Annotated in this window: 26 protein-coding genes and 1 tRNA gene; 5 read left to right on the top strand and 22 right to left on the bottom strand. The window is 53.3% G+C overall.

Going from position 1 to position 26,372, the window contains the following annotated elements; all coding sequences use genetic code 11:
• Window positions 1–97 precede the first annotated feature (97 nt).
• From ACZ5ZS_RS09230 to ACZ5ZS_RS09220, 3 genes are all read left to right on the top strand, one after another.
• Window positions 98–1,510: an aldehyde dehydrogenase family protein gene (locus ACZ5ZS_RS09230; protein WP_188595761.1), complete on the top strand. Its 1,413-nt coding sequence runs from the start codon at window positions 98–100 to the stop codon at window positions 1,508–1,510.
• Window positions 1,511–1,631: 121 nt separating this feature from the next.
• The gene (locus ACZ5ZS_RS09225; RefSeq protein WP_188595760.1) at window positions 1,632–2,774 is read left to right on the top strand and encodes a mandelate racemase/muconate lactonizing enzyme family protein; all 1,143 of its coding nucleotides are present in this window, start codon (window positions 1,632–1,634) and stop codon (window positions 2,772–2,774) included.
• Complete coding sequence (locus tag ACZ5ZS_RS09220; RefSeq protein WP_188595759.1) at window positions 2,771–3,517, top strand: MBL fold metallo-hydrolase; 747 nt, start codon at window positions 2,771–2,773, stop codon at window positions 3,515–3,517. The genes ACZ5ZS_RS09225 and ACZ5ZS_RS09220 overlap by 4 nt, the downstream gene beginning before the upstream one ends.
• Before the next feature lie 284 nt (window positions 3,518–3,801).
• On the opposite strand, the gene ACZ5ZS_RS09215 is transcribed toward ACZ5ZS_RS09220, so the two are convergent.
• From ACZ5ZS_RS09215 to ACZ5ZS_RS09180, 8 genes are all read right to left on the bottom strand, one after another.
• A complete protein-coding gene (locus tag ACZ5ZS_RS09215; RefSeq protein WP_188595758.1) occupies window positions 3,802–4,509 on the bottom strand; it encodes a hypothetical protein in 708 nt (235 codons plus the stop codon).
• A 776-nt stretch (window positions 4,510–5,285) separates the two neighbouring features.
• The gene (locus tag ACZ5ZS_RS09210) at window positions 5,286–5,744 is read right to left on the bottom strand and encodes a peroxiredoxin (protein WP_188595757.1); all 459 of its coding nucleotides are present in this window, start codon (window positions 5,742–5,744) and stop codon (window positions 5,286–5,288) included.
• A 90-nt stretch (window positions 5,745–5,834) separates the two neighbouring features.
• On the bottom strand, window positions 5,835–6,170 hold the full coding sequence (locus ACZ5ZS_RS09205) for a hypothetical protein (protein ID WP_188595756.1): 336 nt from the start codon (window positions 6,168–6,170) through the stop codon (window positions 5,835–5,837).
• Entirely contained in the window at window positions 6,167–6,340 is a 174-nt protein-coding gene (locus ACZ5ZS_RS09200) for a hypothetical protein (RefSeq protein ID WP_188595755.1), read from the bottom strand. Before ACZ5ZS_RS09200 ends, ACZ5ZS_RS09205 begins: the two co-directional genes overlap by 4 nt.
• Window positions 6,341–6,398: 58 nt before the next feature.
• Window positions 6,399–7,874: a hypothetical protein gene (locus ACZ5ZS_RS09195; protein ID WP_188595754.1), complete on the bottom strand. Its 1,476-nt coding sequence runs from the start codon at window positions 7,872–7,874 to the stop codon at window positions 6,399–6,401.
• A 155-nt stretch (window positions 7,875–8,029) separates the two neighbouring features.
• The gene (locus tag ACZ5ZS_RS09190; protein ID WP_188595753.1) at window positions 8,030–9,328 is read right to left on the bottom strand and encodes a hypothetical protein; all 1,299 of its coding nucleotides are present in this window, start codon (window positions 9,326–9,328) and stop codon (window positions 8,030–8,032) included.
• Complete coding sequence (locus tag ACZ5ZS_RS09185) at window positions 9,325–10,716, bottom strand: AAA family ATPase (protein WP_464858307.1); 1,392 nt, start codon at window positions 10,714–10,716, stop codon at window positions 9,325–9,327. Before ACZ5ZS_RS09185 ends, ACZ5ZS_RS09190 begins: the two co-directional genes overlap by 4 nt.
• A gap of 476 nt (window positions 10,717–11,192) precedes the next feature.
• Window positions 11,193–12,455 (bottom strand): MBL fold metallo-hydrolase, encoded by a 1,263-nt coding sequence (locus tag ACZ5ZS_RS09180; RefSeq protein ID WP_188595751.1) that lies wholly within the window; start codon window positions 12,453–12,455, stop codon window positions 11,193–11,195.
• A 51-nt stretch (window positions 12,456–12,506) separates the two neighbouring features.
• Between ACZ5ZS_RS09180 and ACZ5ZS_RS09175 the strand changes: the two genes are divergently transcribed.
• Window positions 12,507–13,784, top strand: a complete 1,278-nt coding sequence (locus tag ACZ5ZS_RS09175; RefSeq protein ID WP_188595750.1) for a tRNA (N(6)-L-threonylcarbamoyladenosine(37)-C(2))-methylthiotransferase — start codon at window positions 12,507–12,509, stop codon at window positions 13,782–13,784.
• Window positions 13,785–13,971: 187 nt separating this feature from the next.
• Complete coding sequence (locus ACZ5ZS_RS09170) at window positions 13,972–14,229, top strand: hypothetical protein (protein WP_188595749.1); 258 nt, start codon at window positions 13,972–13,974, stop codon at window positions 14,227–14,229.
• 92 nt (window positions 14,230–14,321) lie between these two features.
• Here ACZ5ZS_RS09170 and ACZ5ZS_RS09165 read toward each other — a convergent pair whose 3' ends face one another.
• The 14 genes from ACZ5ZS_RS09165 to ACZ5ZS_RS09100 form a co-directional block, all read right to left on the bottom strand.
• The gene (locus tag ACZ5ZS_RS09165; RefSeq protein WP_188595748.1) at window positions 14,322–14,915 is read right to left on the bottom strand and encodes a hypothetical protein; all 594 of its coding nucleotides are present in this window, start codon (window positions 14,913–14,915) and stop codon (window positions 14,322–14,324) included.
• Window positions 14,912–16,207: a DUF58 domain-containing protein gene (locus tag ACZ5ZS_RS09160; RefSeq protein WP_188595747.1), complete on the bottom strand. Its 1,296-nt coding sequence runs from the start codon at window positions 16,205–16,207 to the stop codon at window positions 14,912–14,914. Before ACZ5ZS_RS09160 ends, ACZ5ZS_RS09165 begins: the two co-directional genes overlap by 4 nt.
• A 6-nt stretch (window positions 16,208–16,213) precedes the next feature.
• Window positions 16,214–17,158 (bottom strand): AAA family ATPase, encoded by a 945-nt coding sequence (locus ACZ5ZS_RS09155; protein WP_188595746.1) that lies wholly within the window; start codon window positions 17,156–17,158, stop codon window positions 16,214–16,216.
• The gene (locus ACZ5ZS_RS09150; RefSeq protein ID WP_188595745.1) at window positions 17,133–18,248 is read right to left on the bottom strand and encodes a hypothetical protein; all 1,116 of its coding nucleotides are present in this window, start codon (window positions 18,246–18,248) and stop codon (window positions 17,133–17,135) included. Before ACZ5ZS_RS09150 ends, ACZ5ZS_RS09155 begins: the two co-directional genes overlap by 26 nt.
• On the bottom strand, window positions 18,235–19,410 hold the full coding sequence (locus tag ACZ5ZS_RS09145; RefSeq protein WP_188595744.1) for a hypothetical protein: 1,176 nt from the start codon (window positions 19,408–19,410) through the stop codon (window positions 18,235–18,237). The genes ACZ5ZS_RS09150 and ACZ5ZS_RS09145 overlap by 14 nt, the downstream gene beginning before the upstream one ends.
• 314 nt (window positions 19,411–19,724) lie before the next feature.
• On the bottom strand, window positions 19,725–20,003 hold the full coding sequence (locus ACZ5ZS_RS09140; RefSeq protein WP_188595743.1) for a MoaD family protein: 279 nt from the start codon (window positions 20,001–20,003) through the stop codon (window positions 19,725–19,727).
• A gap of 70 nt (window positions 20,004–20,073) precedes the next feature.
• Entirely contained in the window at window positions 20,074–20,904 is an 831-nt protein-coding gene (locus ACZ5ZS_RS09135; protein WP_188595742.1) for a DMT family transporter, read from the bottom strand.
• A gap of 114 nt (window positions 20,905–21,018) precedes the next feature.
• Entirely contained in the window at window positions 21,019–21,813 is a 795-nt protein-coding gene (locus tag ACZ5ZS_RS09130) for a hypothetical protein (RefSeq protein ID WP_464858302.1), read from the bottom strand.
• Complete coding sequence (locus ACZ5ZS_RS09125) at window positions 21,756–22,001, bottom strand: hypothetical protein (RefSeq protein WP_464858300.1); 246 nt, start codon at window positions 21,999–22,001, stop codon at window positions 21,756–21,758. Before ACZ5ZS_RS09125 ends, ACZ5ZS_RS09130 begins: the two co-directional genes overlap by 58 nt.
• Before the next feature lie 62 nt (window positions 22,002–22,063).
• On the bottom strand, window positions 22,064–22,657 hold the full coding sequence (locus tag ACZ5ZS_RS09120) for a hypothetical protein (RefSeq protein WP_188595740.1): 594 nt from the start codon (window positions 22,655–22,657) through the stop codon (window positions 22,064–22,066).
• A 530-nt stretch (window positions 22,658–23,187) separates the two neighbouring features.
• On the bottom strand, window positions 23,188–23,778 hold the full coding sequence (locus tag ACZ5ZS_RS09115; RefSeq protein WP_188595739.1) for a hypothetical protein: 591 nt from the start codon (window positions 23,776–23,778) through the stop codon (window positions 23,188–23,190).
• On the bottom strand, window positions 23,772–24,713 hold the full coding sequence (locus ACZ5ZS_RS09110) for an AAA family ATPase (RefSeq protein WP_229657622.1): 942 nt from the start codon (window positions 24,711–24,713) through the stop codon (window positions 23,772–23,774). The genes ACZ5ZS_RS09115 and ACZ5ZS_RS09110 overlap by 7 nt, the downstream gene beginning before the upstream one ends.
• A 640-nt stretch (window positions 24,714–25,353) precedes the next feature.
• Window positions 25,354–25,432: transfer RNA gene (locus ACZ5ZS_RS09105), tRNA-Gly, on the bottom strand.
• A gap of 158 nt (window positions 25,433–25,590) precedes the next feature.
• A complete protein-coding gene (locus ACZ5ZS_RS09100; RefSeq protein WP_188595738.1) occupies window positions 25,591–26,220 on the bottom strand; it encodes an HAD family hydrolase in 630 nt (209 codons plus the stop codon).
• Window positions 26,221–26,372: the final 152 nt, after the last annotated feature.

Raw genomic sequence — 26,372 nt, 5'->3', positions numbered from 1 at the left:
CGCTGAAATAGTTTCCGACGTATGGCATTGATTATCGTAAAAATTGTGTATCGGAAGGGATACAAATCGATATAAATTGCCGCCGATCTAATAACGCATGACGAGTGAAATACCTGTTTACAACCCGGCTACAGAGGAAATAATAGCTAGGGTTCCCATGATGAGCCGCGAGACCATTAGGGAGATAATAGGTAGAACGTATGACGCGAGCAGCGAAGTGATGGCCATTCCTGCATATAAGAGATCCAAGCTTCTCAAGGAAGTGGCCAGGGCATTGAGGGATCAATCTGATGAGCTGGCTAGATTGCTCACGGCCGAGATCGGTCGACCCATACGAAGCACCAAGTTAATAATAGAGAGGACGGCCAGCATCTATGAATTAGCCGCCCAAGAGATAAGCCACGTCTTCAGCGGCGAGTTCGTGCCGCTCGATCTATACGATTACCCCCCGGGCAATGAGAATAGGATCGCATTCGTGGTCAGGGAGCCAGTCGGCCTAGTGGGAGCGATCACGCCGTTTAACTTCCCACCGGACAGCATGGCGCACAAGGTGGCTCCAGCCCTCGCCGCTGGGAACTCAGTAGTAATAAAGCCGAGCTCGTATGCCCCGCTTACCATAACTAGGATAGTTAACATAATAAAGCAAACAGGATTTCCGCAGGATGCCATAAACGTGGTGACGGGCGATGCGAAGGAAATAGGAGATGAATTCGTGGATAACCCCAAGGTATCCCTAATAACCTTCACGGGATCCAGCTCCGTCGGCTTAAGCCTAGCTGGGCGGGCGGTTGCTCAAGGAAAGAAGGTAATAATGGAGTTGGGAGGCAGCGATGCAATGATAGTCCTCGAAGATGCGGATCTAAGCAGGGCCGCTCAAGCAGCAATAATAGGTAGGTTCGACTATGCTGGTCAATTCTGCAACGCAACTAAGAGGTTACTTGTAAGGGATGAGGTGTTTGATAAGTTCGTTGGCATGCTAGCCGATATGGCGTTTAACTTACGCGTTGGGGATCCATTAAGGGAAGACGTTGATCTCGGCCCCCTCATATCCAGGGATGCAGTGAAATTGATGGATTTATTCGTGAAGGATGCATTGGATAAGGGAGGCAAGGTACTATTTAGGTACAAGGAAGTGCCCAGCAAGGGTTTCTATTATCCTCCCACCATAATTGAGGCCACGCGTGATGCAAGGGTGCTTCGCGAGGAAGTATTTGGCCCCGTCCTCCCCGTGGTTAGGATAAAGGACGACGAGGACGCGGTTAGGGTAGCGAACTCGGTGGAGTATGGGCTTGATGCGTCCATATTCACCAGGGATTTTGCACGGGCCTATAGGTTGGCCTCTAAGATAAAGGCCGGGTCCGTGTTCATAAACGACACCACCAGGCTTAGGTTCGATAACCTGCCCTTCGGTGGATATAAGAAGTCAGGTATTGGAAGGGAGAGCGTCAGGGATACTATGAGGGAGATGACTGAGACTAAGGTTATAATTCAATCATTGATCAATCATTAATTTTGCCAGTGACGTTGATGATCATGGAATACATGGAATTCGTCATGCATTAATTGGAGTTGGCACCTAATTGTGCGTATTCGGAAAAGTATAAATAATTTTATAACTTTTCCAGGCGAATATGAAGATAACCAAAATAGATACCTTCTTGGTATCTGCGGTGTGGCGTAACTTTGTAATAGTCAGGCTTGAGACCGACGAGGGCGTGGTGGGGTATGGTGAGGGAACCATGGGTGACTTCGAGAAGACGATTGCTGCCGCCGTCAATGATTTCGCTCCATTTCTTATAGGCAGGGAAATCGAGATAAACAAAATAACCAACTTCCTTAACAGGAACTTCTTCTGGCGTCACGGCCCAATACTATCCACCGCAATAAGCGCAATAGAGCAGGCAATGTGGGACGCCGTTGGTAAGTCCCTTAAGAAGCCCGTCTACGAATTGCTGGGCGGGCGATCCATTGACAGGCTGAGGGTGTATGCGAATGGCTTCATATCCGGCGCCCAGGAGCCCGAGAAATTCGCCGAGGCGGCCGTTGATGTGGTCAAGCAGGGCTTCACAGCATTGAAGTTCGACCCATTCGGAGCAGCCGGTCCTACCATATCATCGGAGGATTTCAAAGCAGCCATTAAGAGAATAGAGGCGGTGAGGAATGCGGTTGGCGATAACGTCGATATAATGATAGAAGCCCACGGCCGGTTCAACGTTAGGACTGCCATAAATATAGCACACGCAATAGAGGAATTCAACCCATTCTGGCTTGAGGAGCCTGTGCCCGAGGAGAACATAATATCCATGAGGGAAGTAAAGCAAGCGTCAAGGGTGCCCATAGCCACTGGGGAGAGGCTTACCTCGGTTGGTCGCTTCTGGGACCTGCTCTCCAGCAATGCCGCTGATATAATTCAACCAGATGTTTGCCACGTGGGTGGGATAAGGGCGTTCAGCCACGTGGCTGCAATGGCAGATGTGAATAACGTGGCGGTGGCCCCCCATAATCCAAATGGACCCATAGCCACGGCTGCCTCCATCAATGCCTTATCAACAGTGCCGAATGCCCTAATATTGGAGTATTGGTTGGACGCGCAAACGGTTAGGCGTAGCCTAGTCAAGGAATACTTCGATATCAGCGATGGGTATCTCCACCCAAGCAGTAAGCCCGGCCTCGGCATAGAGGTTAACGAGGAGGCGTTGACCAAGTATCAATATAAGAAGATGCACTTGGAGTACTTCAGCAGCGATTACAAGTACTACGGTGATACCGCGTGAAGATAGTGAGGTTGCTGCCGGGAGCCGGCATTAGGAGCAGCATAGGTACTATGGGGGCGGCAGCGGTTACCTTGATCCAGGATGATATAAACGTATTGGTCGATACGGGCCACTTCGGCAGCAGGGATAAATTGATGGCTAGGTTGAGCGGTAATGGATTAACGACCAGGGACATAGATGCTGTGGTTCTAACTCATCTGAATTGGGATCATTGCCTAAACGTGGATCTATTTCACGACTCAAAGATAATTATCAGCCCAGCCGAGCTGGAGAAGGGCTCGCTCTCTGGCTCCATGGATGGCTTGACTCCTAAGTTCAAGGATTTACTGAAAGGCATGGATTTACTGCTGGTCAGCGATAATCAACGCATATCGGCCAACGCCAGCATAATTTACACGCCTGGCCACACGCCTGGCCACATTTCAGTGGTGGTGGGGGTGGATCGAGTAGTAATAGCTGGCGACGCTGTCCCGAATCTCCGCGCGTACAGGAGGGGAATGCCTGATTTGATCTTCTTCGACGCGGCCACGGCTAAGTCCAGCATTGAGCGGATAAAGTCATTGAAGCCCAGCTACATAATACCGGGCCACGATAGCCCATTCAACGATAATGGATATGTGGAGCGGGATGATATAGATATAATACTTAGAAAGGAAAACGAGGAGAACTTGGTCGTAATAATTAGAAATACGGAGGCGGATAAACCGCTCGTTCTAGGAAGTGAGCCTGGAACGCCCAAATAAACCTTCTATATATCTATATAGCCTATTTCTCGGATCCCCGCCATTGTGCGCGCCCGACCGGGCTCACACATTACAGGGAACGAGCGGGACAAGGGGGATCGCTCTCCCGGGCCACTGTATTGCGTTACGCCCAGCGCTCTATCCTTGCAGTTGATCCTAAGAGAGCAAGTGATCGCCCCCTCCCTCATTCCCGACGCGATTAGAAGCAGGCATTGCAAGCTATGCGTCCCTACTGTTCTCCTAATCCCGATGCTGCCGGGCTGGGATTAATGAGGGGGGCGTCCTCAAATGACGAGCATGCCCAGGCCACGGGCATAGGATTTGACGGCCCTAGTCATTCTTATCCCGGCCAGCACGCCAATCACCTTCTTACCCTTAAACTCCTTCTCCGCCAAACCCAGTTTGCTGAGCAAGTAATCCACGTCCTGCCTCCTGTGCCGTACCTTCACCTCCACCGCATACACAGTCCTTGACCCTATTATTAATAGGTCGAATTCCTTGTCGTCAATAGCGGCGTTGTACCTGATATCCACCACGGACTCCCCGGCGGAGCTCATGATGGATTCTAACCTCCTCAAAGCCTTATCCTGGAAAACGGCCTCGGTGAGCGACCCAAGAAGGGATCGAGTCTCCGATCCCTGCCTCTTCAGGAACGACACATCTGCCTTAAGCGACTTTATCTCTTCCGTGTTAGCCCTCATGGTCTCCCTCAGCTCGCCCACGGCCGCGCGTAGCCCATTGATCTCTTCTCGCATCTTGATCATTTGTTCTTGCATTGCCTTTATTTCCTCTTGCATCTTGATCATTTGTTCTTGCATTGCCTTTATTTCCTCTTGCATTTTAGCCATTTGTTCTTGCATCTTAATCATTATGCCGGAGTGCGTGTCCAGTCTCTTAAGAATTTCATGTACGCCTATCATGCCCATCACCGCGAATCTGAAATCATCATCGGTCTCCAACAATTCCAGGAACTTCTTCTTTAAATCATCCATCTATGTTGATATTGCATTCCTTGTTTAAATAGCTTTGCATTAATGGGAGGATGAAGCTGATAAAAAAGAGGACAAACCTCGCCTCTTTGAGGCGGGAAGAAAGTTTTTAAGCTTCGTCGGCACATCTTTCTTTATGACGTCCTCCCCTGGTCAATCTTCAGAGGATGGGGAGCGGGGGCCGATTACCCCCGCAATACCGGGGAAGGGCGTCCACGAAGTCAAACCTTGAGACCTCGGGGAACCCTCGCCCTTTAGGGCGGGGAGGAGGTCAGTTTATCGAGTTGACAGGGAAGCTCAAGGACGGGCCAGGGATTACATCTAGCCATCCCAGCTTCGAGACTTGCCCATTCCCATCATATTATTCAACTCAATAGTAGCCTTCCATATCTAGGTAGAGCTTGACAACCGCCGCGCTTCCACAAAAGGATTTCAAGCTTTATCGATATTTAATAAAAACGGCTGTAAGCATATTACCCAGCATGGCTGATGCATCTCCCTCGCCTTGCCCACCGCATCTGCAAACACTGTGGTGGCCACGCCGTGATTCAATGCGCCTCTCCGTAATTAACGGGGAAGGCAGTCTCGGGAAACAGTCGCTCCCGAAAGGATGGGTGATTCAACAGTATATACGATTTACTTTCTAATGGGAAATTAAATAATTATAATTGAGCTGCGTGTCCAATTTTTGGTAACGCATATATAAATATTGCGTTGAGCCACCGATGCAGAAGCGCCTTTAAAATAGGACAAATCGCCACGTGAATCGTATTAGTCGCTCACTGCTGCCTTGCGCGCTGCGTAACTACTCGGAGGGCGGCCTCTGGGTGTTGGTCTGGCCTCACGCTGAAGCCCTTGACCACGCCGGCTACCTTGCCCTCCGGGTCTATTACGAAGGTCACCCTATCGGCCATCCCCAGCATGCCGAGGACCCCGTACGCCTTCGCCACGCTCCCGTCCTGGTCGCTGATGAACTTGAAGCCGGCCCCCTCGGCCTCGGCGAACCTGGCAAGCGTGGCCGGATCGTCCCTGCTGACCCCCATGACCTCCACCCCCATCTTCCTGAACTCGCCCCACTCAGCGGAGAACGATCGCGCCTCCCTCGTGCATCCCGGCGTGAAGGCCTTCGGGAAGAAGTAAAGCACTACCCACTTCCCCCGCAAATCGCTCAACCGTACCCTGGATCCATCATGCGCGACCGCCTCGAAGTCCGGAGCAAGCTCCCCCTCCCTAACCATAGCGTCTCTTCCCGCTTGTGAATAAAAGGCTATGAAGCTAAGTTCAGGTAACAGGAACACCCTGCCTCCCACGGTCTCGTTTGTGCATTGTTAGCCCAGCATTAGCAATAGTAGCCTGGCTAGGTTGGCCTTGAACTTGACGGTCGTGGAGTAGGCCCCAACGCCCAGCTGAATCAGCGTTCCCCTGGAGTCCCGCACCTCCACGGCGGCCCCCATCTTGTACAGCGCCTCGGATGCCTTGCCCAGCAGGTTAATGACTCTAATGCTTAATCCAAACCGCCTTACCGCGGCCCTAAGCTGCTCGTCATCTATCGAGATCGTTAATTGATTGCCGCTCGCCGATATGATAGCCGCTGACCTGCCGTTCACGGATATGGCGGCCCTGCCCGATTCAATTGTTACTATCCTCGCTCCGTCGCCTTTCATTTCTGTTGCGACTGAAGGGGAACCGCCGTGAAGCTTATCCTGCCGTTTATGATTATCGATGTATTCGTTCCCTGAATTTTTATGGTTAGGTTATCGAAGACTATCTCGGCGGTGCTTTTGGTCCCCTCTATCGCCTTTATGAAGCCGGCCACGATGGATTCCTCGCTCATTCGATTCCAGCGCGGCGGATCTATTTAAGCCTATCCCTAATTGAGGCTGGAGCCGCGGTCACTGAACTATTGCGGTGAATGGGTACTGCCCGCTGTTTGGACCCACGTTAGCAATCAAGTAACCGGCTATGGCAGTGCCGGGAGCCGCAGATTGGACGCCGATGCAGGACGCGCCATCCCCATTGGGCACCGAGGCATTGCTGGACCCATATATGGCGGCCACGCCCGTCAAGTTACCGCCATTAGCCGTCATCTGCAGCGATAATTGGGCACTGGATCCATTATATACGACTATTGGGGCGTTGAACGAGCACATCATCCCGCCCAAGTCAAATCCGTTTATCATCACGTAGTACTGGGTGGGGTTGTCTATGGTTAGATCAAATGAGGGCGACGCCGTTCCCGTGCCCGTCACAATTGCCTGTGACACTATCGTGGGCATCGTAGTGGACTGCGGCATTGATTGCTTAAATAACTGGGTCCCGTTCACTGCAATGGATAGCAAGTGGTCAAGGGATTGACTGTCGAAGGTGGGGCTCATGCCGGTCAGGTTGATGGAGAACCCTACTCTTAATCCCCCCTGCCCCGGCTGTGCCTCCATCATGGCCAAGCTGCCCTCCATCTCGGTCGGCACTCCATCGCCCAGCAAGCATAGCCTAGTGATGTCTATGTATATGCTCTCGTTCAAGGCGAGGGATGGCGTTGATACATTGCCGGCGGCGGAGAGGTAGGGGGCCATTGACGACGTGAATGGCTTCAGCGTTGCGAAGCAGTAAGTGGTCTCCCCCCTCCAATTGCCCGTGCCCACATAGGTTAGATCCAGCTCGAACGGCGTCAGGTTGCCCAGCTCCCTCGCGTTGGTGGAGTTGCTCCTCCCGCAGAACTTCACCGCCGACGCGTTTATCGGCGTGCTGCTGAGCAGCGGGGACCCAATGGCTAGGCAACCGCTCGATCTATTCGACACTATCCCGAGCTGTGCTGGGATGGTGATGCTCATCTGAATCCCGTTGCTGGGCGCCGTAATGGATATGGTTGAATTTATGTACAGCTCTATGCCGGACGCGGTCCTGTAGTAGGAGAACTCGACGCTGGGCAGACTTATCTTGGCCGTCGAGTTGCCGGTAGCGTTGGTCGCAATTATCAAGGCGTACCCCGTGTAGAAGAGAGTCGCTTGCTGAATGGTGGAGTTGGCGAAGTTGTGGAGAGCCTCCTCATATGATTGAGAGGCTGGGGCTGAGGTGGTGGTAGTGGTGACCGTGGTGGTCGTGGTAGTTATAGTAGTTGAGGTAGGGGGCGGCGACGTCACGGCGGTCGTAGTGGTCACGGGCTGGGTTGATTGTGTCGTCGTGGTTGATTGGACCTGCTGCGAGGTAGTAGTTGCTGGCGAGGTAGTGGGAAGCGTCGTGGTAGTCGTGGGGGAAGTGAGGGATGGCCGAGTGGTCGTGGTGGTTGGCGACGTGCGCGTCGCGTAGTATACCCCGATCACCACAGCTACTACGACCACAACTATGACAGCTATGGGCAAAATCTTCATAATTAGCCTATGATATATATATTAATATACTTTTTTATTCATGCACAAATGTATGAATTAGAGGGATGAAGCGCATCGAGGGCAGTAGGCCCATTCACGGGGCTGTACTCCCGAAATTGGGCCGCTTCATCATGAGCCCCTATATTTGAAGCAGCTCACGTCACGTGCCTCCTCAACAGTTTCTCCAACGTCTTCCTGGAATCTCTCCAGACCTGTCCCGGGTCCTCCGATAGTCCCGGGTCTAACCTGACCATGTAGATCCTCTTCTCGTTGCTCAGAACTATCTCGGAGTATCCCTTGTTTTTTATCTTCATCCAAAGCCTTGCCGTCGCTTCATCCTCTTCATCGTATTTACGCGACTCATTGAGTCCCGGGAACATCACCATGCCTAGATCCGCGTTATACTCATACATGTACGCCATGACCTTGAATCTACCGGCCGTGATGTAAGCAGGGTATCTCGAGAACTTACCATCGATTACGATCAACTTACCTCCATTGGGGTTATCATCTTGTATGGATACATCGGGCCTGCCCCGTATTGAGGCAGCGATCGTTTCATCTCCATCCACTGACTTTATTATTGATGAGTCAAGTTGTCCATTGAATAATAACCGAATTGTTTTGCCGCGTCTGGTTAACTCAACGTAATTATCATTTAATTTCGCCGAGTACCCTAACTCGGCGAATATATCAAGCACCAACAGCATTATGAATAATTCGTATAATCTCCACCCCAAGAGCACGAAGTCCTTGCCTTCAAATCTACGGCTCATGCCGGCCTTATAATTGGGGTTCCCACTTACTCTGCGCGCAATGCTATATGCCTTGTACGCTCCGTGGAACCACGATGGTAGGTAAGGTCCCCGGGTTCTCACATATGAAGACAACTCGCCGACGCTTGTTGTTCTAGGCAATTCATTGATCTTTCTGGAAAGAGTCACACAATTGCTGCGCATTCTTCCAATTATTTCCCTTAATATTATGTTTAGGGGATTTTCCTGGAGAGCTTGATCGCCGACCAAGGCGATCGTTGAGGGCAGAGATTTACAAGCGACTCTTTTCACGAATACAGCCATTTTCCTCAGCATGGCGTACTCCGGTATGGCATTGCTTGGTACGTACGTTAAGTATGAGTATAGGCTGGGATAGGTAGCCACGGTCCTGGGGACGTCAAGGGCCCCCCAGATCTCCTGCCCCCTCTCCAACCTGAACTCCCTGCCGACCACGTAATCATTGATGGCTCTTTTAATCGCCTCAATCGTGCGCTTTACTGTCAAATCTAGGCTAAGCATGGATAGGTAATGCCTCGCGGTCTCGTTCACCTGAACCGCCGGCTCCCCGGCATTGCCGAGCATTCCCTCAATTATCCTGAATGTGTGGGGATTCGCTAGGTAGTACTTGGCAACTATGTCGGATAGATTCCTCAACCCAATGCTATACAGCCTCTTCATCTACCGCCCCTGCTTTCATTAATTAGATTCTTTTTGGCACTCTCCAATGCAATGCTCAATTTATTCGTCCTACTACTAATATAATCTATGCCCCCCATTGAGAGCTTCATGTAATTGATGAATTCATCTAGCAATTTCTCGCCGTGGAGCCCCCCACCTGAGATCGATGCCTTCAATAACTTAATTGCCATCTTAACTACGCCGGGCGATACGCATAGGCTGCCTTTCTTGTCCTTATTATTAAGCTCGCCGCGCAGTCCAGCCACGAATTGCTCCAATAACTTCTTGTCTTTATCGTCAAGGCCGCTTAACTCCCTCAATAACATTGATAAATCCCCAGCGTCCGTGGGGCACTCTAGCCTTATGACGATGAATCTCCTGAGCAGCGCTTCTCCTACCATGAATAGGTTCCTCATGTCGACCACATTCATTGTCCCAGCTATTCGCAGCAGCTTTAACGGGGCATCGCCGTACTTCTTGTAATATTGAATGAACTTCCTGGCCTCGTCGTCAACCGAGTTGCCGTAAGATTCTGCCTCCTCCAGTATGCCTGGATCCATCCTCCAATCATCGGGATCAGGCGATCTGAAGATGGTGAAGAACTCCCCAAATGCCTTGTCCACATCGGCTCTATTCAACTCGTCTATTATAACGAAGAATGGAGTTGCCTTGCCATTGATGAACCCCTCAACCACTTTGTTGTATGCTCGTATGAGGAAGCCGGCGCACCACTTAATTGAACCGCCCTCCAGCGTCTCTCCGCCCACCACGTCCCTCCTGAACCAGAGGGAGTTGGCAGTCCTAATCATGTAGTTACCCCGCCCTCCAATGTGCTCAGCCACCTCCATAGCTAGCGTTGTCTTGCCGGTGCCGGGCGGGCCCACCAACAGGAAGTTACCGAAAGAGGCGGCGTTGATGGTTTTTAATATATCGTCGTAATTTATGAATAGTTTGCTCTGAATATTCCTTACCACATCGCTCAGATTTATGTTAATGACAGCGTGAACAGGTTCGCTATTATTAAATGAAGCTTCTTGGCCCTTCTCGTTTCCATAAATCCTCTCCATATCATTCTTATCGCTCTTCAATATCTCCTTTATTCCGTTCCATGTATTGCTAATAAGTTCGGGATTTTCCATGCATGTATTGCCTTGAACATTAAAGTGGCCTTTGTCTAATATTTCACCTAATTTGCGTCCATTATTTGAAAGATTATTTATGGAATTCATCTGCTCCACGAAGTTGGTCTCCTTCAATATCTTTCTGATCTCGCCATCCAACCATAAAATCCTCATTCTCCATCTAATTATCCAATGCTTGCCATTATCCTCTCGCCAATATTTGAAATTATGTATTGCATCGAGCGTGACATCGGTGACCAAGCCCATGCCAACAGGACCTAGGCCGGTGATACGAAAAATGCCTATTAATGGTTTTACCTCGTTTATACTATTTAATATAAACTGGATTTTATTACCCTCATTTCTCGCGATTAGTAATGATTTTATATATTTATCCACCAAGCTTTTAAACGGAAAACCAACGTAATTGTTCACTCCCTTCACGCTTATGGGTCCACTTACTGCGTCCCCCCAAATCGCATAGCCATAATCGCCCTCCAAGGAGTACCTTATGGACCAAGCCCAATGTAATTTATTTCCGGGGAAATTACATATATACGGTGGCTTGCTAATATTAATGATCCAATCAATCAGCGGGGAATAGTTGGCTAATGTCTTATACTCATTACGGTATACGAACCAGTCCTGCACGCGCTTTGCTTCAGTGCTTCTTTTTAACTTTAGGCTTCAAAAACTAATCCCTGAAAGCTGGGACTGTAGAGCGAGTACTATTGTTTTTCGCGTCACTCTATTATTCGCTCGCCGCTGACCTTGGTGACGTACAGCTCCCTGCCCAGGGCTTGCGCGAACTTCAGGCTGCTGAGGGGCTCCGTGTGCACCAGTATTACCTTAGTGGTGGAGGAGAAGTAGTCTATGAACTTCACCAACTCCCTGAGGCCGCTGTGCGCGCTGAAGTCGAACCAGTAGACCTTCGCGTTGACCCTTATCTCCTCATTCCCAATCCTCACGGCCCCCCTGGACAGGAGCTCGAAGCCGGGCGTGTCAGGCGCCTGGAAGCTGGGCAGAATCACCGCGTTGCGCTTATCCCTCGCCAACCGCTTGAAGTAGTAAAGCGACGCGCCTCCCTTCAGCATGCCGGCGGGCGCTATTATCACGGCTTGATCCCTCATCACCTGCCTCCTGTAGTAATTCCCAAGCACCTCCACGCTCGCCTTCATGGCCTTCCCGTACAGATCCGGGTCCCTCAGGAACTGGGGGTGCTTCGCTATTATTTGATTAGCCATCCTCGCCAATCCATCCACCACTATCGGCACGTCCACCACGTTGTTCCTCACCAGCGTCATCAGGATCTCCTGGGCCCTGCCTATGGTGAAGCTGGGGATGAGGACGGAGCCCCCCTCCTCCAGCGAGGTCTTGACTGCCTCTATGAATGACTTATCCAGCTCCTCCTTCGGCGGGTGGTTTCCAGACGTGTAGGTGGCCTCCATCACCACGTAATCCAGGTCCCTGGGGAGGCGGGTCACGTCGGCCCCGTTGAGGAGGTTGGACTCGCTGAGGTTGAAGTCGCCCGTGAACACCAACCCCCTCCCATCCACCTCCAGGTAAGTCATCATGCTGCCCGGCACGTGGCCCGCGTTGATGAAGGTAGCCCTATCCCCGCCGAACTCCACAGTGTCGCCGTACCCCACGGGCACGACCCTCCTCAACGCGTTCCTCACCTCGTCGTCCTCGTACGGCAGGTAGTACCCGCTCAGCTTTATTGCGTCCTTGAACATCAACTCCGCCAGCTCCGTGGTGAGCTTAGTGGCGTAGAGGGGAGGGGGGCTGCTCACGTAGAGGCTCGGCAGGGCGCCGCAGTGATCCAGGTGGGAGTGGCTAAGCATCACCGCCGTCAAGTCCCTCGGCCTCACGTGGAGCGGGAAGACGGGGTGCCCCTCATCGTCGAAGTTAACCCCGTAATCCATGAGAAAGGCGTGGCTGGACCCCTTCACGAGCACGGCCATCCTGCCCACCTCCCCGCCTCCCCCGAGTATCTGTATCTCCATTGGTGAATAGGTGGACCAAGGATTTTAAACACTGCTGCCACGGCCAGTTCCGTGAAGTTCTACGTCGAGACCCTGGGCTGCTGGCTCAACAAGGCGGACAGCGAGTTAATCGCGCAGAGGCTGGAGGCGGCGGGGCACGAGAGGGTGGGGGACCCCAGCCAGGCGGACCTAGTGGTGCTCAACACGTGCGCAGTGAGGCAGGAGGCAGAGGAGAGCGCGGTGAGGTTCCTGAGGAGGGTTGGGGGCGGTGGTGATGGTAGGGGGCGTAGGATAGTGGCCTCCGGGTGCCTTGTGAGGGTGAGGCCGGACAGGTTGAGGAAGGCCGCGCCTGGCGTTGAGTTGGTGGATCTCCGCTCAGTGGAGGAGTTCGAGCGGGCAATAGCCGGGAACCCCCCCGCCGGGGAGAGGCCCATGAAGGCCCTCCCGGAGTTCCTCGGGGCGAGGGGGCACGTGCACGTGGTTCCAATACAGGTCGGGTGCATGGGCAACTGCGCCTTCTGCGCCACGAAGCTGGCTAGGGGAGGCGGGGGCTGGGTGAGGAGTTATGAGTTGAGGGACGTGGTGGAGAACGTGAGGAGGGCCGTGCAGAGGGGCGCCAGGGAGATATACTTGACGGGGCAGGAGACGAGCGCGTATGGGAGGGATAAGGGTTATGACCTGGTGGACCTGCTGGAGGCGATCCTCAAGATAGAGGGGCGATTCTTCGTGAGGATGGGCATGATGGAGCCCCTCGAGTTGAGCGGCCTCCTGGATAGGCTGATAGACGTCGCGAGGAGTGACTGGAGGGTGTACCGCTTCTTCCACGTCCCCGTCCAGAGCGGCAGCGATAGGGTGTTGAGGATAATGAAGCGGAAGTACGACGCCTCCCTCTTCAGGGAGGAGGTCCTCAAGATAAGGAACGCGTTCCCCGACTCCACCGTGGCCACCGACATAATAGTGGGGCATCCAGGGGAGGGGGAGGAGGACTTCCAGGAATCCCTAAAGCTGATAGGGGAGCTGGGCATAGATAAGGTCCACGTGGCCAGGTTCAGCCCGCGGCCAGGCACGGAGGCGGCTGCAATGAAGCAGGTCCCGGACCCCGTGAAGAAGGCCAGGAGCAAGTTGATGTCCGAGGAAGCATTGAAAGTCTCGCTGGCCCGCAACCTCAAGTTCGTGGGGGGGACCTTCAATGGAGTCGTGAGCCAGCCGGGCTATAGGGGGAGGGGATTCATGGTTAGGATAGGCAATTATAGGCCAGTGATAGTGGAGAAGGCAACCCCATCCGCCTTCGTCACGGTCAGCGTTGATGGCGCGACGCCGATACACTTGACCGGCCGCGTGGTCGAGTGATGCATTAATGTCTGCCCCTCACCATCCTAGGGGGCGGTGGTTTTACGGGGTCTCAAGCATTGCCCCTCCTTGACGGGAACCACTTCATCATTGGCCTACCATGTTTGATGGATAAAACAAAAAATACCGAATGAAAGCAATGAATCATAAAAGAAATTATAATCGCCTAAGAACAAGATTTCTCAACTTGAAGTTGCATGTCAGTTATGGTTCTAAAATAGTACTAATGATGAAAAGCATTATCAAGAATTTAAAGAGAATTGCTGAGGGGAAGGGAGTATCGGTGCCTAAAGTTATAGTAAATATAATAGTCGAAAATTTGGGCGATGAGGGGCAAGGCGTGCTTGCTGAAAGGGTAAAAGAACTGGAAGCAAAATATAAGCAATTATTTATTGAGGTAGGCAGAATGGAGAGAGACTTAGCGTTATTGCGAAAGAGGGTTTGAGAGGCACCAGTAAATATAGAATAGAATAGAGTATTCTCGTAGACTTTGAGCGATATGGTATACCTAGAGAACAATCCTTAATCCCCAATAATTTAAAATTGTACATTATGGGAACCCTTAACCTTGTTGATTATGTACCTGGCGATATAGATGAAGAATATTGAAGCTATGATTAGGGCCGTGAATGGGTCTACGCTGAGAAATTTGAGGGATGCCATAACGTAGTATAAGGCTATTGACGCAGCGGCGGCCGAGCTCAGTATGATTAGAAGGGAGAGCGAGAGAGAGTTCAATTCCGCGTTTACCTCCTCCTCATCAAAGCCCTTGATGCTTAACTCCCTGGCATACCTGCTATAGGACCTATAAAGGTAAGATAATGCTAGGGAGTACTGGGGGAAGAGTATAGATCCATCAAACACGGCGGTGTTCTGGACCCTGGCTAGGACCACATGGAAAAAGTAGGGAATATAGCCTTGGGAGAGCAGGGATATAAATGCGATCGAGATCAAAGATGCCCAGGATGCGTAGTTAAGACTTTCCCCTCTCCTAATCGCGCTGAAGGCCTCCACGAGGCTCACCAAGACGATCCCAGCTAAACCGATCGCCTCGCTGCCCTGGGCGAGTAACACTATGAAAGGCAGCAGCGGGAATATAACCGATATCGAGATGAGCACAGCCTTCATCATGAACCCCACATCATCATGCGGCTATTTATCTTAGCGACCACGGAGCCCACCCCCTCGCATGCGGGGTCCCAGCTGATCACCTTCACCGAGGCAGGCAGTCTCCTGTACACGCCCTCAACCCTGTCCCTGATGAACCATTCACTACATGGGGAATCGCCGACGATGTTCTTCATCAGTATGGTATCGGGGATTATATCTACTATTATTGCCCTGGAACGCAGTTCACTGCTTATCTTGCTGATCTCCTCCACGTTGCCCGTCGTTATGTTGGTCACGATCAATGTTACTGCCTTCAAACCCGCAATGCGCCGCACCATCGCTTCATCCAAAGCTGAGATCCCCGCGAACCCCTTGAGCTCGACGAGGGTTTTTAATAACCTGTAGTATTGATCGCTGTCAGAGCTGGGCGGAACCTTAGCTCCCTTCGGGAAAATCCATAGGCCAACGCTGTATCCATACCGTAGGAAAACCCTGCTTAGGGACAATATGAGGGATATCCCGTATTCCATGGGATTCTCAATGTCGGATCCATATCTCATCCACAAGCTCCCATCCATCAATAGAGCAATGGTCCTGGCCCCCTCCCTCTCGTATTCATTGACCATTAATTTATTCCCAGCGTTCCTGGCAGTCGCCTTCCAATTTATGAACCTGTAAGGGTAGCCAGCAACGTACTCCCTCACTGACCAAAACTCCGTGGAGTATGAACCTAACCTTGACGGTGAAAATCTCGGCGCCTTCTCCCTCGGCCTCACGCTTGCTGGAAGCCTCGATATCAGCTTCACCCTGGGCAGTACCTGGATTCCTTCACTTATTTTGACATTCTCTTTAATGCTCTCTATCATGCCGAAAGGATGGTAGTAAATGTAGCTCACCCCCTCCACGGGGTAGGACCCCCTCTTTACCGCCTTAAGGATGTACTCGTACTCCTTATGGACCCGCCTAAATCCCTTGAATATCACGTGAACATTGGTGCCCCTGACCAACTCGAAGCCTTCCGCCATGTCGGTCCCTGGAATCGGCGGTCCTCTAATCATGATCAAACCATAGCCCCTAGATATGGTGACCTCAACCTTAACCCCAACCTCCTCGCCTATATGGGCGATTCTCTTATCCAGCTTCAGTGAGAATGAGGCGTCGGGCTTCTCGCCGGTGCTTAATGCCGCGAAAATCACCAGGAGGGAGAATATTAGGGGCATGACGTAGAGCTTTGAGGTCGTCACTGTGGCTAGGATGACCATGAACACCGGGATTATTGCCAGAATTATTATTGCCCTTGCGCCCTCCCTCATCCTTTTTCACTTCGGTACAGGTATCTTGTTCAAGTACTCAATTATTATGTCCTCGCCCCTCACCCCCTCCAGCGCCATTTCGGGCTTCAGGAAGATTCTGTGGGACAATACTTCCACGGCCACCATCTTCACGTCGTCCGGGATGACGTAATCCCTGCCCCGCATCAACGCGACAGCCCTGGCCATGCTCATCAAGGCCAGTAACGCCCTAGGGCTGGGCCCGGCTGAAACCCTCTGGTCCTTCCTTATCGCGTTGAAGCTAACGATGTACTTCATGACGTCCTCGCTCACCGCGACGTCGTCCACGGAATCCCTGATCTTTAGGAGCTCGACGTCCGACAGCATCGCCTCAACTTTGGGGGATGGGTCGTTCGTCCTCCACGAGATCCTCCTCTTAAGCAGCTCAACTTCATCCCTGGGGTATCCCAGCCTTACCCTGATCAGGAACCTATCCAACTGCGCCTCGGGCAGCGGGTAGGTCCCCTCCAGTTCTATTGGGTTTTGCGTGGCGATGACTATGAAGGGGTTGGGCAATTGCATTGTCTCGCCTTCTATCGTGACCTGGCCCTCCTGCATTGCCTCCAGGAGCGCGGACTGAACCTTAGGGGAGGCCCTATTGATCTCGTCCGCCAACACGAAGTTGGAGAAGATGGGGCCTAGAACCGTTTCGAAGGCGCCCCTATCTTGCCTCCATACCTTGGTGCCCAGGATGTCGCTGGGCAGAAGGTCGGGGGTAAACTGTATCCTGCTGTACCTTAGCCCTAGAACTTTAGCCAGGATTTTGGATAGGAAGGTCTTGCCCATTCCTGGAACATCCTCCATCAGAACGTGCCCGCCGGCCAATATGGCGGCCAGGATCTTGACTAAGACCTCTCGATCCCCGATGAAGAGCTCGGATATCTTATCGATGACTAAGTTAATCCTATCACTTATATTGCCCGCCCCGCTCATCCCGATTAGAATCCTCGACTAGATTATTAAGCGTTTTACGGGACATTGCCTTCCTTAAAGTGCTCGATATTATGGCCATCCTATTGTTAATTTCCCGCTCAATAACTTTTTTACTGGCCCTACCAGGTACTTGGGGATTATATTGAATGATGTCCCCCAAGTAGGTGAGGATCTCGCCGTAGCTCAAGCCGTCCTTCGTCAGCTCCCGCGTTAAGTAAATTATCAATAACTCCTTCCTCGAATTCACGACGAACTCCCTTATGGCTGCCTCAAGTTTGGCGAACTCGGGGGAGGACGACACCTCTATCTCGCGTTTATGCTTCTCATAGAATTCCTCCATTACCCTCTCCACAGTGGTCACACCACCAGCATACAACCTGTATCCAACAAGTGATATGGAAATGGACGCCGCGAGCAGGAAGGCTATCAGGATATAGCCATTATAGATGGGGGGTTTAGGTATCGTCAGCAACACGTAAAACAGACCTAAGCCGAAGCCCACGACGCTCATCGCAGCGACGTTGGCCTTAACGCTGGAGTAGTCGAAGCCAAGCCTCCTGGACAAGACGGAAACGGGGGAAGCAATGAGGTAAACCAGCGAGGCGATCAAGAATGGGTAAAGGATGGGGCCATAGATCGACCTGAAGAGGAAACCCAGCGATGAGAGGAGGAAGAAGCGGGAGGCGTTGGTCAATGATTCATGGAGAAGGGGCTCTGCCTCCCTAGATGCCCTGTGAAGAAACAAGCCAATCAACCCCAAGGCGATGGATTCCATGAAATTGCTCACGTAGAAAGAATAATTGCCAAAATGGCTCGTGATGCTTGCGAGGATGAGGGATAGCGAGTTAAAAAGTAGGTAGATGAAAATGGACGGCGCCGCCACGTTCCTAAGGAGCCTGTACGCCTCCGTTACCCGGCGTATTGAGCCGGCGTTGCTTGCGAGGAGCACTGTGTTTACGGCGAGCAGTGGGATGGTAATTAAATCAATAATGTAGGAAGCCAGGGGGTAACGCGATATGAAGAGGAGCCACGTTAAGGCTAAGAGCGTGAGGTAGATCGCGGCGTATTTCCAGTAGCTAAGAACCTTCACACATTATCACCTTCGCCTCTTTAAAGGTTTTACCTAAAGCGATTAGGAACTCCTCATATGCCTCCCTGCTCAAACTCTTATTGCCGTACCTTACATCCTCAAACACCTTAACGACGAGGGAGGGATCGCTCGTTAATACCCCGTCGCCCTTAAGCTTCTCAATCGCCTCCCTTAAGGTGCGGGAGTCCTCAATTTCGTAGTTTTCCACGTTAATCCTGACGAAGTTGATGACGTCTTCCTCATAGGCGGTTGCCCTAATGAGGAAAGTCCTCTCCGATCGATCGCCCCTCACCACCAAGGCGTAGCAACCCCTATCCGGCATGTAAAGGCTTCCCCCATCCACGCGCCCTCTCCCCATCAATTCAACTGAGTGATTCATCTTCACGGAGAAGGGCAGGGGATGCCTGTGATCCCAAATTAGAGGCAAGTCCTTATTGATCGGTAGGTTCAAGACATCGCTGCCTCCCCATCCCTCCAATCTCTTGATGACCTCCCCAGGCAAAAGCTTAACTTGACCAACCCCCCTCACTTCTCCAACCTCCCCATTACTCACACCCCCTCTAGGTAAACCCAATTGGTTAGGTTGAGCATTAACCGTAGATCCGGAGTCAGGCCTGTAAGGAATTCCCCTCCGTAATATCGTTATTGATGCAAGTAAGGCAGTGATAATGAGCAAGAGAATTAAGAGGGTGAGGGGCATAATGAAATGGATCGCATTCGTGGCTGCATGCGGAGAGCCCATGGCGTGAGGGGAACCGCCGACTTTAGCTGATCCCGGGCCTTGACCACCGTTATTGCCCTGCCCAATGCCGTTGCTGCCCTGACCACCCATGGGCGCGATATTCAAGCTGAGGTTAAAATCAAAGACGCGCAAAATGGTTTTAAGCAGGTTAAGCAAAAGAGTGGAATTAATGGAATGGGGAAAAACTAGGTGAATTGAAATTAGCCTTTGAGAGAAGTTTCCAAGGGTTAGATTTCCATGCAATGACATATTGATCGGGAACGATACATTGATTACGGGAAATAAGGGCCCGCCGCCCCCGACTCCCCCATTACTGACCCCCCTCGCCTCGCCTCTTGTTACCAACGCGTTTATAGATGACGCTAATAGCTCCGCTATTATCAATCCTACGATCAATACCACTAACGCCAACTTATTCATCTACATGCCTTGATTAGTTACGTTATTACGATATATAAACGCTTGTCTCTTCATGCCTTGTGGATAGGTCATGTTTAGTATTTCCACGATAATCATCGTTAAAATAAACCTAACGCAGTCCCATGATGAAGATCAATCGCCCCCAAAACCACTGATTCGACTAGCGCCGCCATGGCATAATGACGCCCTCCCCTCCCTGAGGAGCGAGGCCTTCAGCGTTTGGTGACCGCATTGCTCGTGGGGATGGGTTTCTTTGGCCGGCGTGAATTGCGTGTCCAATTTTTGGTAACGCAGTCACCACAGCCATAATTCCACTAGGCCAAAACAAGCGATGGGAAAAGAGCCACCTCATCCCCCTCCCTAAGAACGGTGCGGAGCCCCTCCAGGAAATCAATGCTCCTCCCGTTCACGACCACCACGAGCCCCATCCTAACGGAGTCCCCATTTACGACCAGATCCACGACCCTCGGCTTCACCCTGCGGAGATCCTCCAATAAATCCCCCACCGTCGCGCCGTCCTCCACGTCTAGATCCACGACCAGCGCCCCCGCCGCCTGGAACAGGGTGGCCAGGAACTTAACCCGAACCCTCACGCATGGCACCGCAGCTAGGGCAATAAATGGATTGCCGTCCCCAGCAGCGCAATGATGATAGAATAGGGGCTCACTGGAAGGAGATGGCCACGGCGAGGAGGACGATTATTGCGGCCGCGTACTCCCTGAGAGTCGGTCTCTCCCTCCCCATGGCCCTGGAGAAGAGCTGGGCCGCCAGGGGCGCGGCGCCTGTGGCTATCACCGTGGGGGCCAGCCCCACCGCCACGCTGGAGTAGGCGAATAGCGCGGAGCCGACGCCGAGGTCCAGGACCGCGATGAGAGGGAGAGGCGTCCTCCACGTCGCCTTAACGGCGCCCCCCACCCCGCCCCCGCTCGCCAACGCCAGCACGGGAAGCGCTGCGGCCACGCGGGTGAACGCCGTCGAGACTGGGTTCAGGCCATGCATCCCGGCCACCCTGATAGCGGCGTACCCCATGGACCAAGCAACCGCGGCGGCGAGCGAGTAGGCCACGCCGACAGCCTTGCCGCTCCCCCCACCGCTCCCTCCCCGGCCCGCAAGGAGGTAGACGCCGATCAGCACGAGGCCGGCGGCGGCGAGGAAGGCGGGCTTGAGGGGCTCCCCGAGGGGCACCGCGACGAACTGCTCCATGACTATGTAGCTGTACGCCGCGGGGAGGGCGGTGGAGACGCCGGCCGCCTTTATCCCCCTCAAGTAGAGGGAGTCCCCCAGCGCGAGGGAGAGGACGCCGCTGACAGCGCCGTAGGCCGCGGCCGGGGTAATGCCGAGGACCAGGGAGGGGACTAGGAGGGCCAGGGACGCGTAGATCATTCGAAGCACGTTCAACCGAATAACGCCAAGGCCAACCATGAAGTCCCTGTACGCTATGGACGCGTAGGCCCAAATCACTGCCGCCGCCAGCGCCGGCGCCAAGTCCTCCACGGATCCACGGCTGGCTTCTCCTTTTAAGCATGTCCAGCGCCACTCAAGCCCGCCCCAGCCCCTCCAGCTGAGGAAGGCCCTCCACGCGGGAGGCTGGGCTTATGGGGGGTTGGTTCACCGCGTGGTGGATATCTTTGCTATGCTGGCCCTCAGGTTTCTTAGGTTGGGGTCGTCGGTGTTCGTTATCATGGCCTTCATAACCCTGTGGGGCTTGGCAGAGCCGATGCTGTTAATCATCTCCCGCCCCACCGCCGCGCATAGGGAGTTCCCGCCCAAGTTGAGAGGCGTCCAGTCCCCGGATACTCTCCTCAACTTGTCCTCGTTATCCTTCAAGGCGAAGCCAAGCGGCGCCACCAGCGCTATGGAGAGGGAGTAGACCGCGTTCTTCACGAGGCACTCCTGGACGGCCGCCATGACCTCCCTGGACTGGATCATTTGGGCCATGGACCGTATCGCGCCCACGCCGTCCCCACCCATGACGCTCATCAAGGCATTGCCATCCCCCCTCAACGCGTCGGCAAGGCTATTCATGGTTGCCCTGGCGGTGTTGAACAATTCCCTCTTATTCCTGTAATCCTCGGCGCATGACTTGCCCATCGACGCCTTTAGGTCCCTCAAGTTATCAGCCAGCGCCTGGTGACCGCTGCGCGCAGCGGTTATCTGCTTCTCCACCTTCCCCTTCACCTCGTCCAGCATCTGCTGGTAGTTCCTGCTCATGGTGCTGTCCAACTCCTTCATGACGTTCTCAACAACGTTGCTGCCGCTGAACGCGCTCCTCAATAGGTTGCCTATGACGACGGGGAGGCACTTCAGCGACTCATCTATGGCCAGGGATGGGTCGAGCAGCTTAGTCAAGCAATCCATTGATGCATCGAATGAATCCCCGCCCCCCGCGCCTGAGAGGCGCAAGCCGTCCCAGCGACGCGCTCGGCGTATTGCTGAAGCATTAACAACCCGTGGCTGTACGCCTTATTATTAAGGAGGAGCTCCGCGCTCCTTAAGTCCTGCTCCGCCAGCTCCAACTCGCCGGAGGCGGCCTTAATGGCGTCCCGCCCCAAGCCCAGGACGCAGCTCCTCAAGTCATCCTCCACTCGCATTGAATTATCTATTTTCCTGGAATAAAAGGGTTTCCACGGCTCCCAGGGGGATCAAGCATTAATCACGTCCTCAGCATCACGGCCGTTCCGCCAGTCAACTGCCCCGCCGCCTTAAACGCGACGCCCGTCACGCTAATCACGCTGATGATCATGATAAGCCCCAGGCCGGGCCTCACTATGCTCATTATGTTCAACGCGATCGTTGACGCGAGGCCAATGATGTAGCCTATCACCAATAGCACGGCGGCCACCGTGGCCAGGGCCCCGCGTATCCTCGTTAATAGGAAGGCGGATGCGAGCAGCCAACCGGCGAGAAACATTATTGGTGCCAGAATGAAGTAAGCAGGCAGCGATGGTATTCTCCCCACGTGCAGCGCGACGCGGCTATACTCAACGGCGTAGGCGCTGACGTTTATGATGCCTCCCAACAGCATCGCCAGCGAGGCCCCCAACAACAGCGGCTCCACTCCGCCCACCGCGGAGCCCACCATCAACAAGATTATCGGTATCAACACTATGGAGGCGAGCGCCAAGGTCATCGCCAGCAGGGCGGTTATGCTGTGCAGCATAGCGGCGACCAGGCTTGGAAGGATTGCCTGCAGCACCTCCACCGCGGCGTATAGAAACATGGAGGAACCCACCACAACCCTATTCATGCATGAATGATGTGGCTGGAAATTATTAAGCATTACGGGGGTGACCGCTTCATCATTAATGAGGGGAGGGAAAATGGATGCATTTCCTCGCAAGGTCCATTGATGGGCCTCCCGGTTAATGCGTGTAGGGAGAATCATGGCGAACAATGAACAGTCACACCTCAATGCATATGGAAGCGGCCGGCGAGCCGCGCATTGGATTGGGGGAGAGATGCGGTAGAGAGCGGCGGGGCTTCATGGGGAGCCCGGTGTGGCCAATCGTTGATTTAGGCGAGTCGCTGGAATTGTTATATGGTCTCGATTGCAGCAATATTTATAATTATGTTACTAAAAATTGGACACGCACTATCATTCGATGGGGAAATACAAGCTCTATCATTGTTGGGTCATCCCCAATTCGGTCTTCCGGAGGAACCTCTGCCATCGCCGTAACGGGTGGCATGCCCTTTGTGGGTTTGTCGAACCGCCGATTTCCTCCACGACGGGTAGTCATGTATTGCCGCTCCTGGCCTAGGGTTCGCGGGGCTTCGTTAATCCCTTAATAGGTTAATCACGTTATCTAGCCCCTTATCTAGTTCGGGGATCAGCTCTGAGCTGATCGAGCCGAGGCAGTGGTAAAAGCTGGATATGTCGGTCCAGTACTTGGCGTTGCCGATGCCGAGCTTCTCCCTAAACTTCCACGCCAAGTACATAGCTAGGTATGCCTTCTTCTTGCTGTCCTTATTGCTTCTCTCCGCGTTTAGGAGATTAACCGTAAACTCATCATCGCAATGCCCATGGAGCATGGTCTCAACTAGATCGAACACAAGTTCATCTAGGTTCAAGTGATTTAAGTGATGCATATCGGCGTCGCCGCATTTAAGGTTCGCTGCATCGCCGTCGAGCACGACGTGGATGTCCATCGACCCGCCCTCCTCCAGTAACTCCTCGGCCATTTTACATGCTTGATCCTTTCCATTGCCATTGCAGACATATGTGCCGCCGTCCACGGCGTAGCATTCATATTTAAATTCATTGACCTTCCTTTTCTTAGTTTCCTTCACTCCCATCAAGCCCAGCAAGAACATGACGTCGCTCTTCCCCTCCATTATGAACATCCTCTTCCTCCCGCCGTTTACCATACACAGTTGCCCCTCAAATCCTCGTTTAGCTCTTCGATCCTCCTCCTCGCCTCCTCGCCGTCGTAGGTTCTCAGCAACCTATTTCTACTGCTCTCGATAACCAACACATCATCAAGATCCGCGGCCTCAAGGATTGAGCTGAGCATTTCGCCGCTCTGCGTGGTTATTATCCACTGGACATCCCCCGTGCCCCCGATCAGCTTTGCTGCCTTCTCCATGAGCCAGGGATGCATGTGCAGCTCCACGTTGTCGTAGATGACTATTCCATTCGAGGCGGCCAGCGCCATAAGGGCCAGGCTTAGGTAGCCGCTGCCCAGGTACTGTATGGGCCTCTCGCCGTCCCTCGTGACGAACACAACATCGTGTCTGCCGAACTCATCCGGCTTAAGCCCCATGAAGCTGGCCTCCAGCCCCTCGAACGCCGCATTGAATAGCCTAATCGCCCTTGCGTAGTCCACGAGCTTCATGAGCGAGTCCGTGAATTGCTGAGTCAATGGATTGGGCGTCGATAAAGCTATGAAGTCGTAGTTAGCGTCATCAACCCTACTCACTGTGGCGAAGTAAGGGACTTGCTGGAGAGGCATGCCAGCTGGCGTCGCGTCCACCCTGAGAAAGCCCTTGGCCTCGCCGCCCTTTTCCACCATTGCAATTCTGGTGAACGGGGATGGCGGTAAGGGCGATTGAGACTTTATCCTGCCCAGTTCCTCGATGCCGGCGGTTCTGACCTCCATGCCGTCGATCTCCAGCTTAAAGCCATCGCCCAACAGCTTGTAGAGCCAGAACTCATCCATCCTGAGAGTTGCGGCAATTATGGAGAGAGGCTGGACGCGGTCCGGGCTAGTCAGTACAAGCATGGATGCGGTCAATGCCTCAAGAATTGATGTCTTGAACGTGCCGTTGCACCCAGTCAACACGTTGACCCTCCTAAGCTCCACCGCATCACCCTCCCCGCCGCGCACCCCCTTTACCCTAAACCCCATCCCCCTAATATTACGGACAGCCACGCTCCCAATCCGCACAGCGCCTCAAGCAATAGCGCAGCGCCGGTTAAATACATTGCCGGTGCGGGGATTGAGGCCCCTCCTCAGGGGATTTCAAACCACGGGAACCGCCTCAATAATCTCCTGTCAAGGCAGAAATAATCCAGTTACGCCGACTTCCGAAATAATTACGTTATCAAAAATAGAACACGCAATTTCTACATGCATTGATTGAGTTGTTTAATCGATGATTCCTATAGATACATGCGAACCATAGGCAAGACAGGAAGCGAAATTAACGTACGGCGACAGGGAAATAAGATGCGGTAGAATATAGTTCAATTTCGAATCATAGCAGCCCCAGAAAGTTCCTCCCCTACCTCCTCAAAGCGCTTGATAACTAAAAGGGAAGCCTCGCCCCCTCCAGGAGGCGGGGAGCCGTCAGCATGAATAGATAGTTCGAGACCATTCATGAGTCCCAGCCCTGATCCCTCCTCTTAGCCGAATTGAACTTAATGCAATGCAATGGTTACCTATCTTCCGAGTAAATTGGAATTGAAGGTTTCAAGGAGCCGGGCCTCGAACGCTATAGTTTTGGTGCGGCCGGTGGGATTTGAACCCACGATCTACGGCGTGGAAGGCCGTCGTCCTGATCCAAACTAGACTACGGCCGCCCGATAGTCCATTCACGTCGCTTTTTTAAAGATTATCGCCGGGCAACCCTCCCCCGACATTAGTGGAAAAACAAACCATTACCACCCATAATAGGCCCGAAACACGAGCCCCAGGGCCCCCATGAGGGCTCCATTAATCACGGCGCGTTGCCACCTGCTCACTGCTCCGCGTCGAGCCTCTTTATTATCTCGTATACATCGCTCGCCGTGCTGGCCACCGGAACCCCGGGGAACCTCCTGGTCCAGGACGCGAACCCGATCGAGTTAAACCCAACCGCGACGCCCGCCTCCACGTCGCGCGGCGTGTCAGTGACGTACGCGGCCAGCCTGGGGATTATGCCGTGGGTCTCAATCACGACGCGCAGCAGGTCCAGCTTAGTGCCCCTCCCCAGGTCTCCTAGGGAGTGAACGGCGTCCACCCCCGAGACCCCGGCCGCCTCCATCTCCCTCCTAACCAAGCCGCTCTCCATCTCCCTCCCCGTCGCCACTATAATCCTCCTCCCCTCATCCTTGAGCCGCTTCACGAGCTCAGCCATGCCGGGGATGGGCCTCCCCACCTCCCCCGCCTCCACGTAGATGGACCAACAACGCCTCCAAAACCGGAATGAATCCGCCCCACCCGGCACGTAGGACCTGAGCAGGTTCTCCTCGTAATCCGCCAGGAACGAGTCGAAGCTGGGCGGGGGCCGCGCGCCGTGCTCCTCCACGCACTTCATGAACGCGCTGTAGAAGCCCCTGAAGGTATCCAGCAACGTCATGTCCAAATCAAACACGACCCACTCAATCATCAACCACGCGAGACAAAGCCCCCTTTTATCCTTAACCGATGACCAGCTCCCAGTCGAGACGCGCCTAGAAGAGACGCCGCGGAGTCGCTCCTGATCCCCAGCCGCACCTCCCGCATTGAGCCCTATTCAAGGTCTTCCTAGAGTGATGATAA

Source organism: Thermocladium modestius (assembly GCF_055398215.1).
The sequence above is the reverse complement of the archived record's forward strand: the minus strand, read 5'-3'. Positions and strand labels throughout refer to the sequence as shown.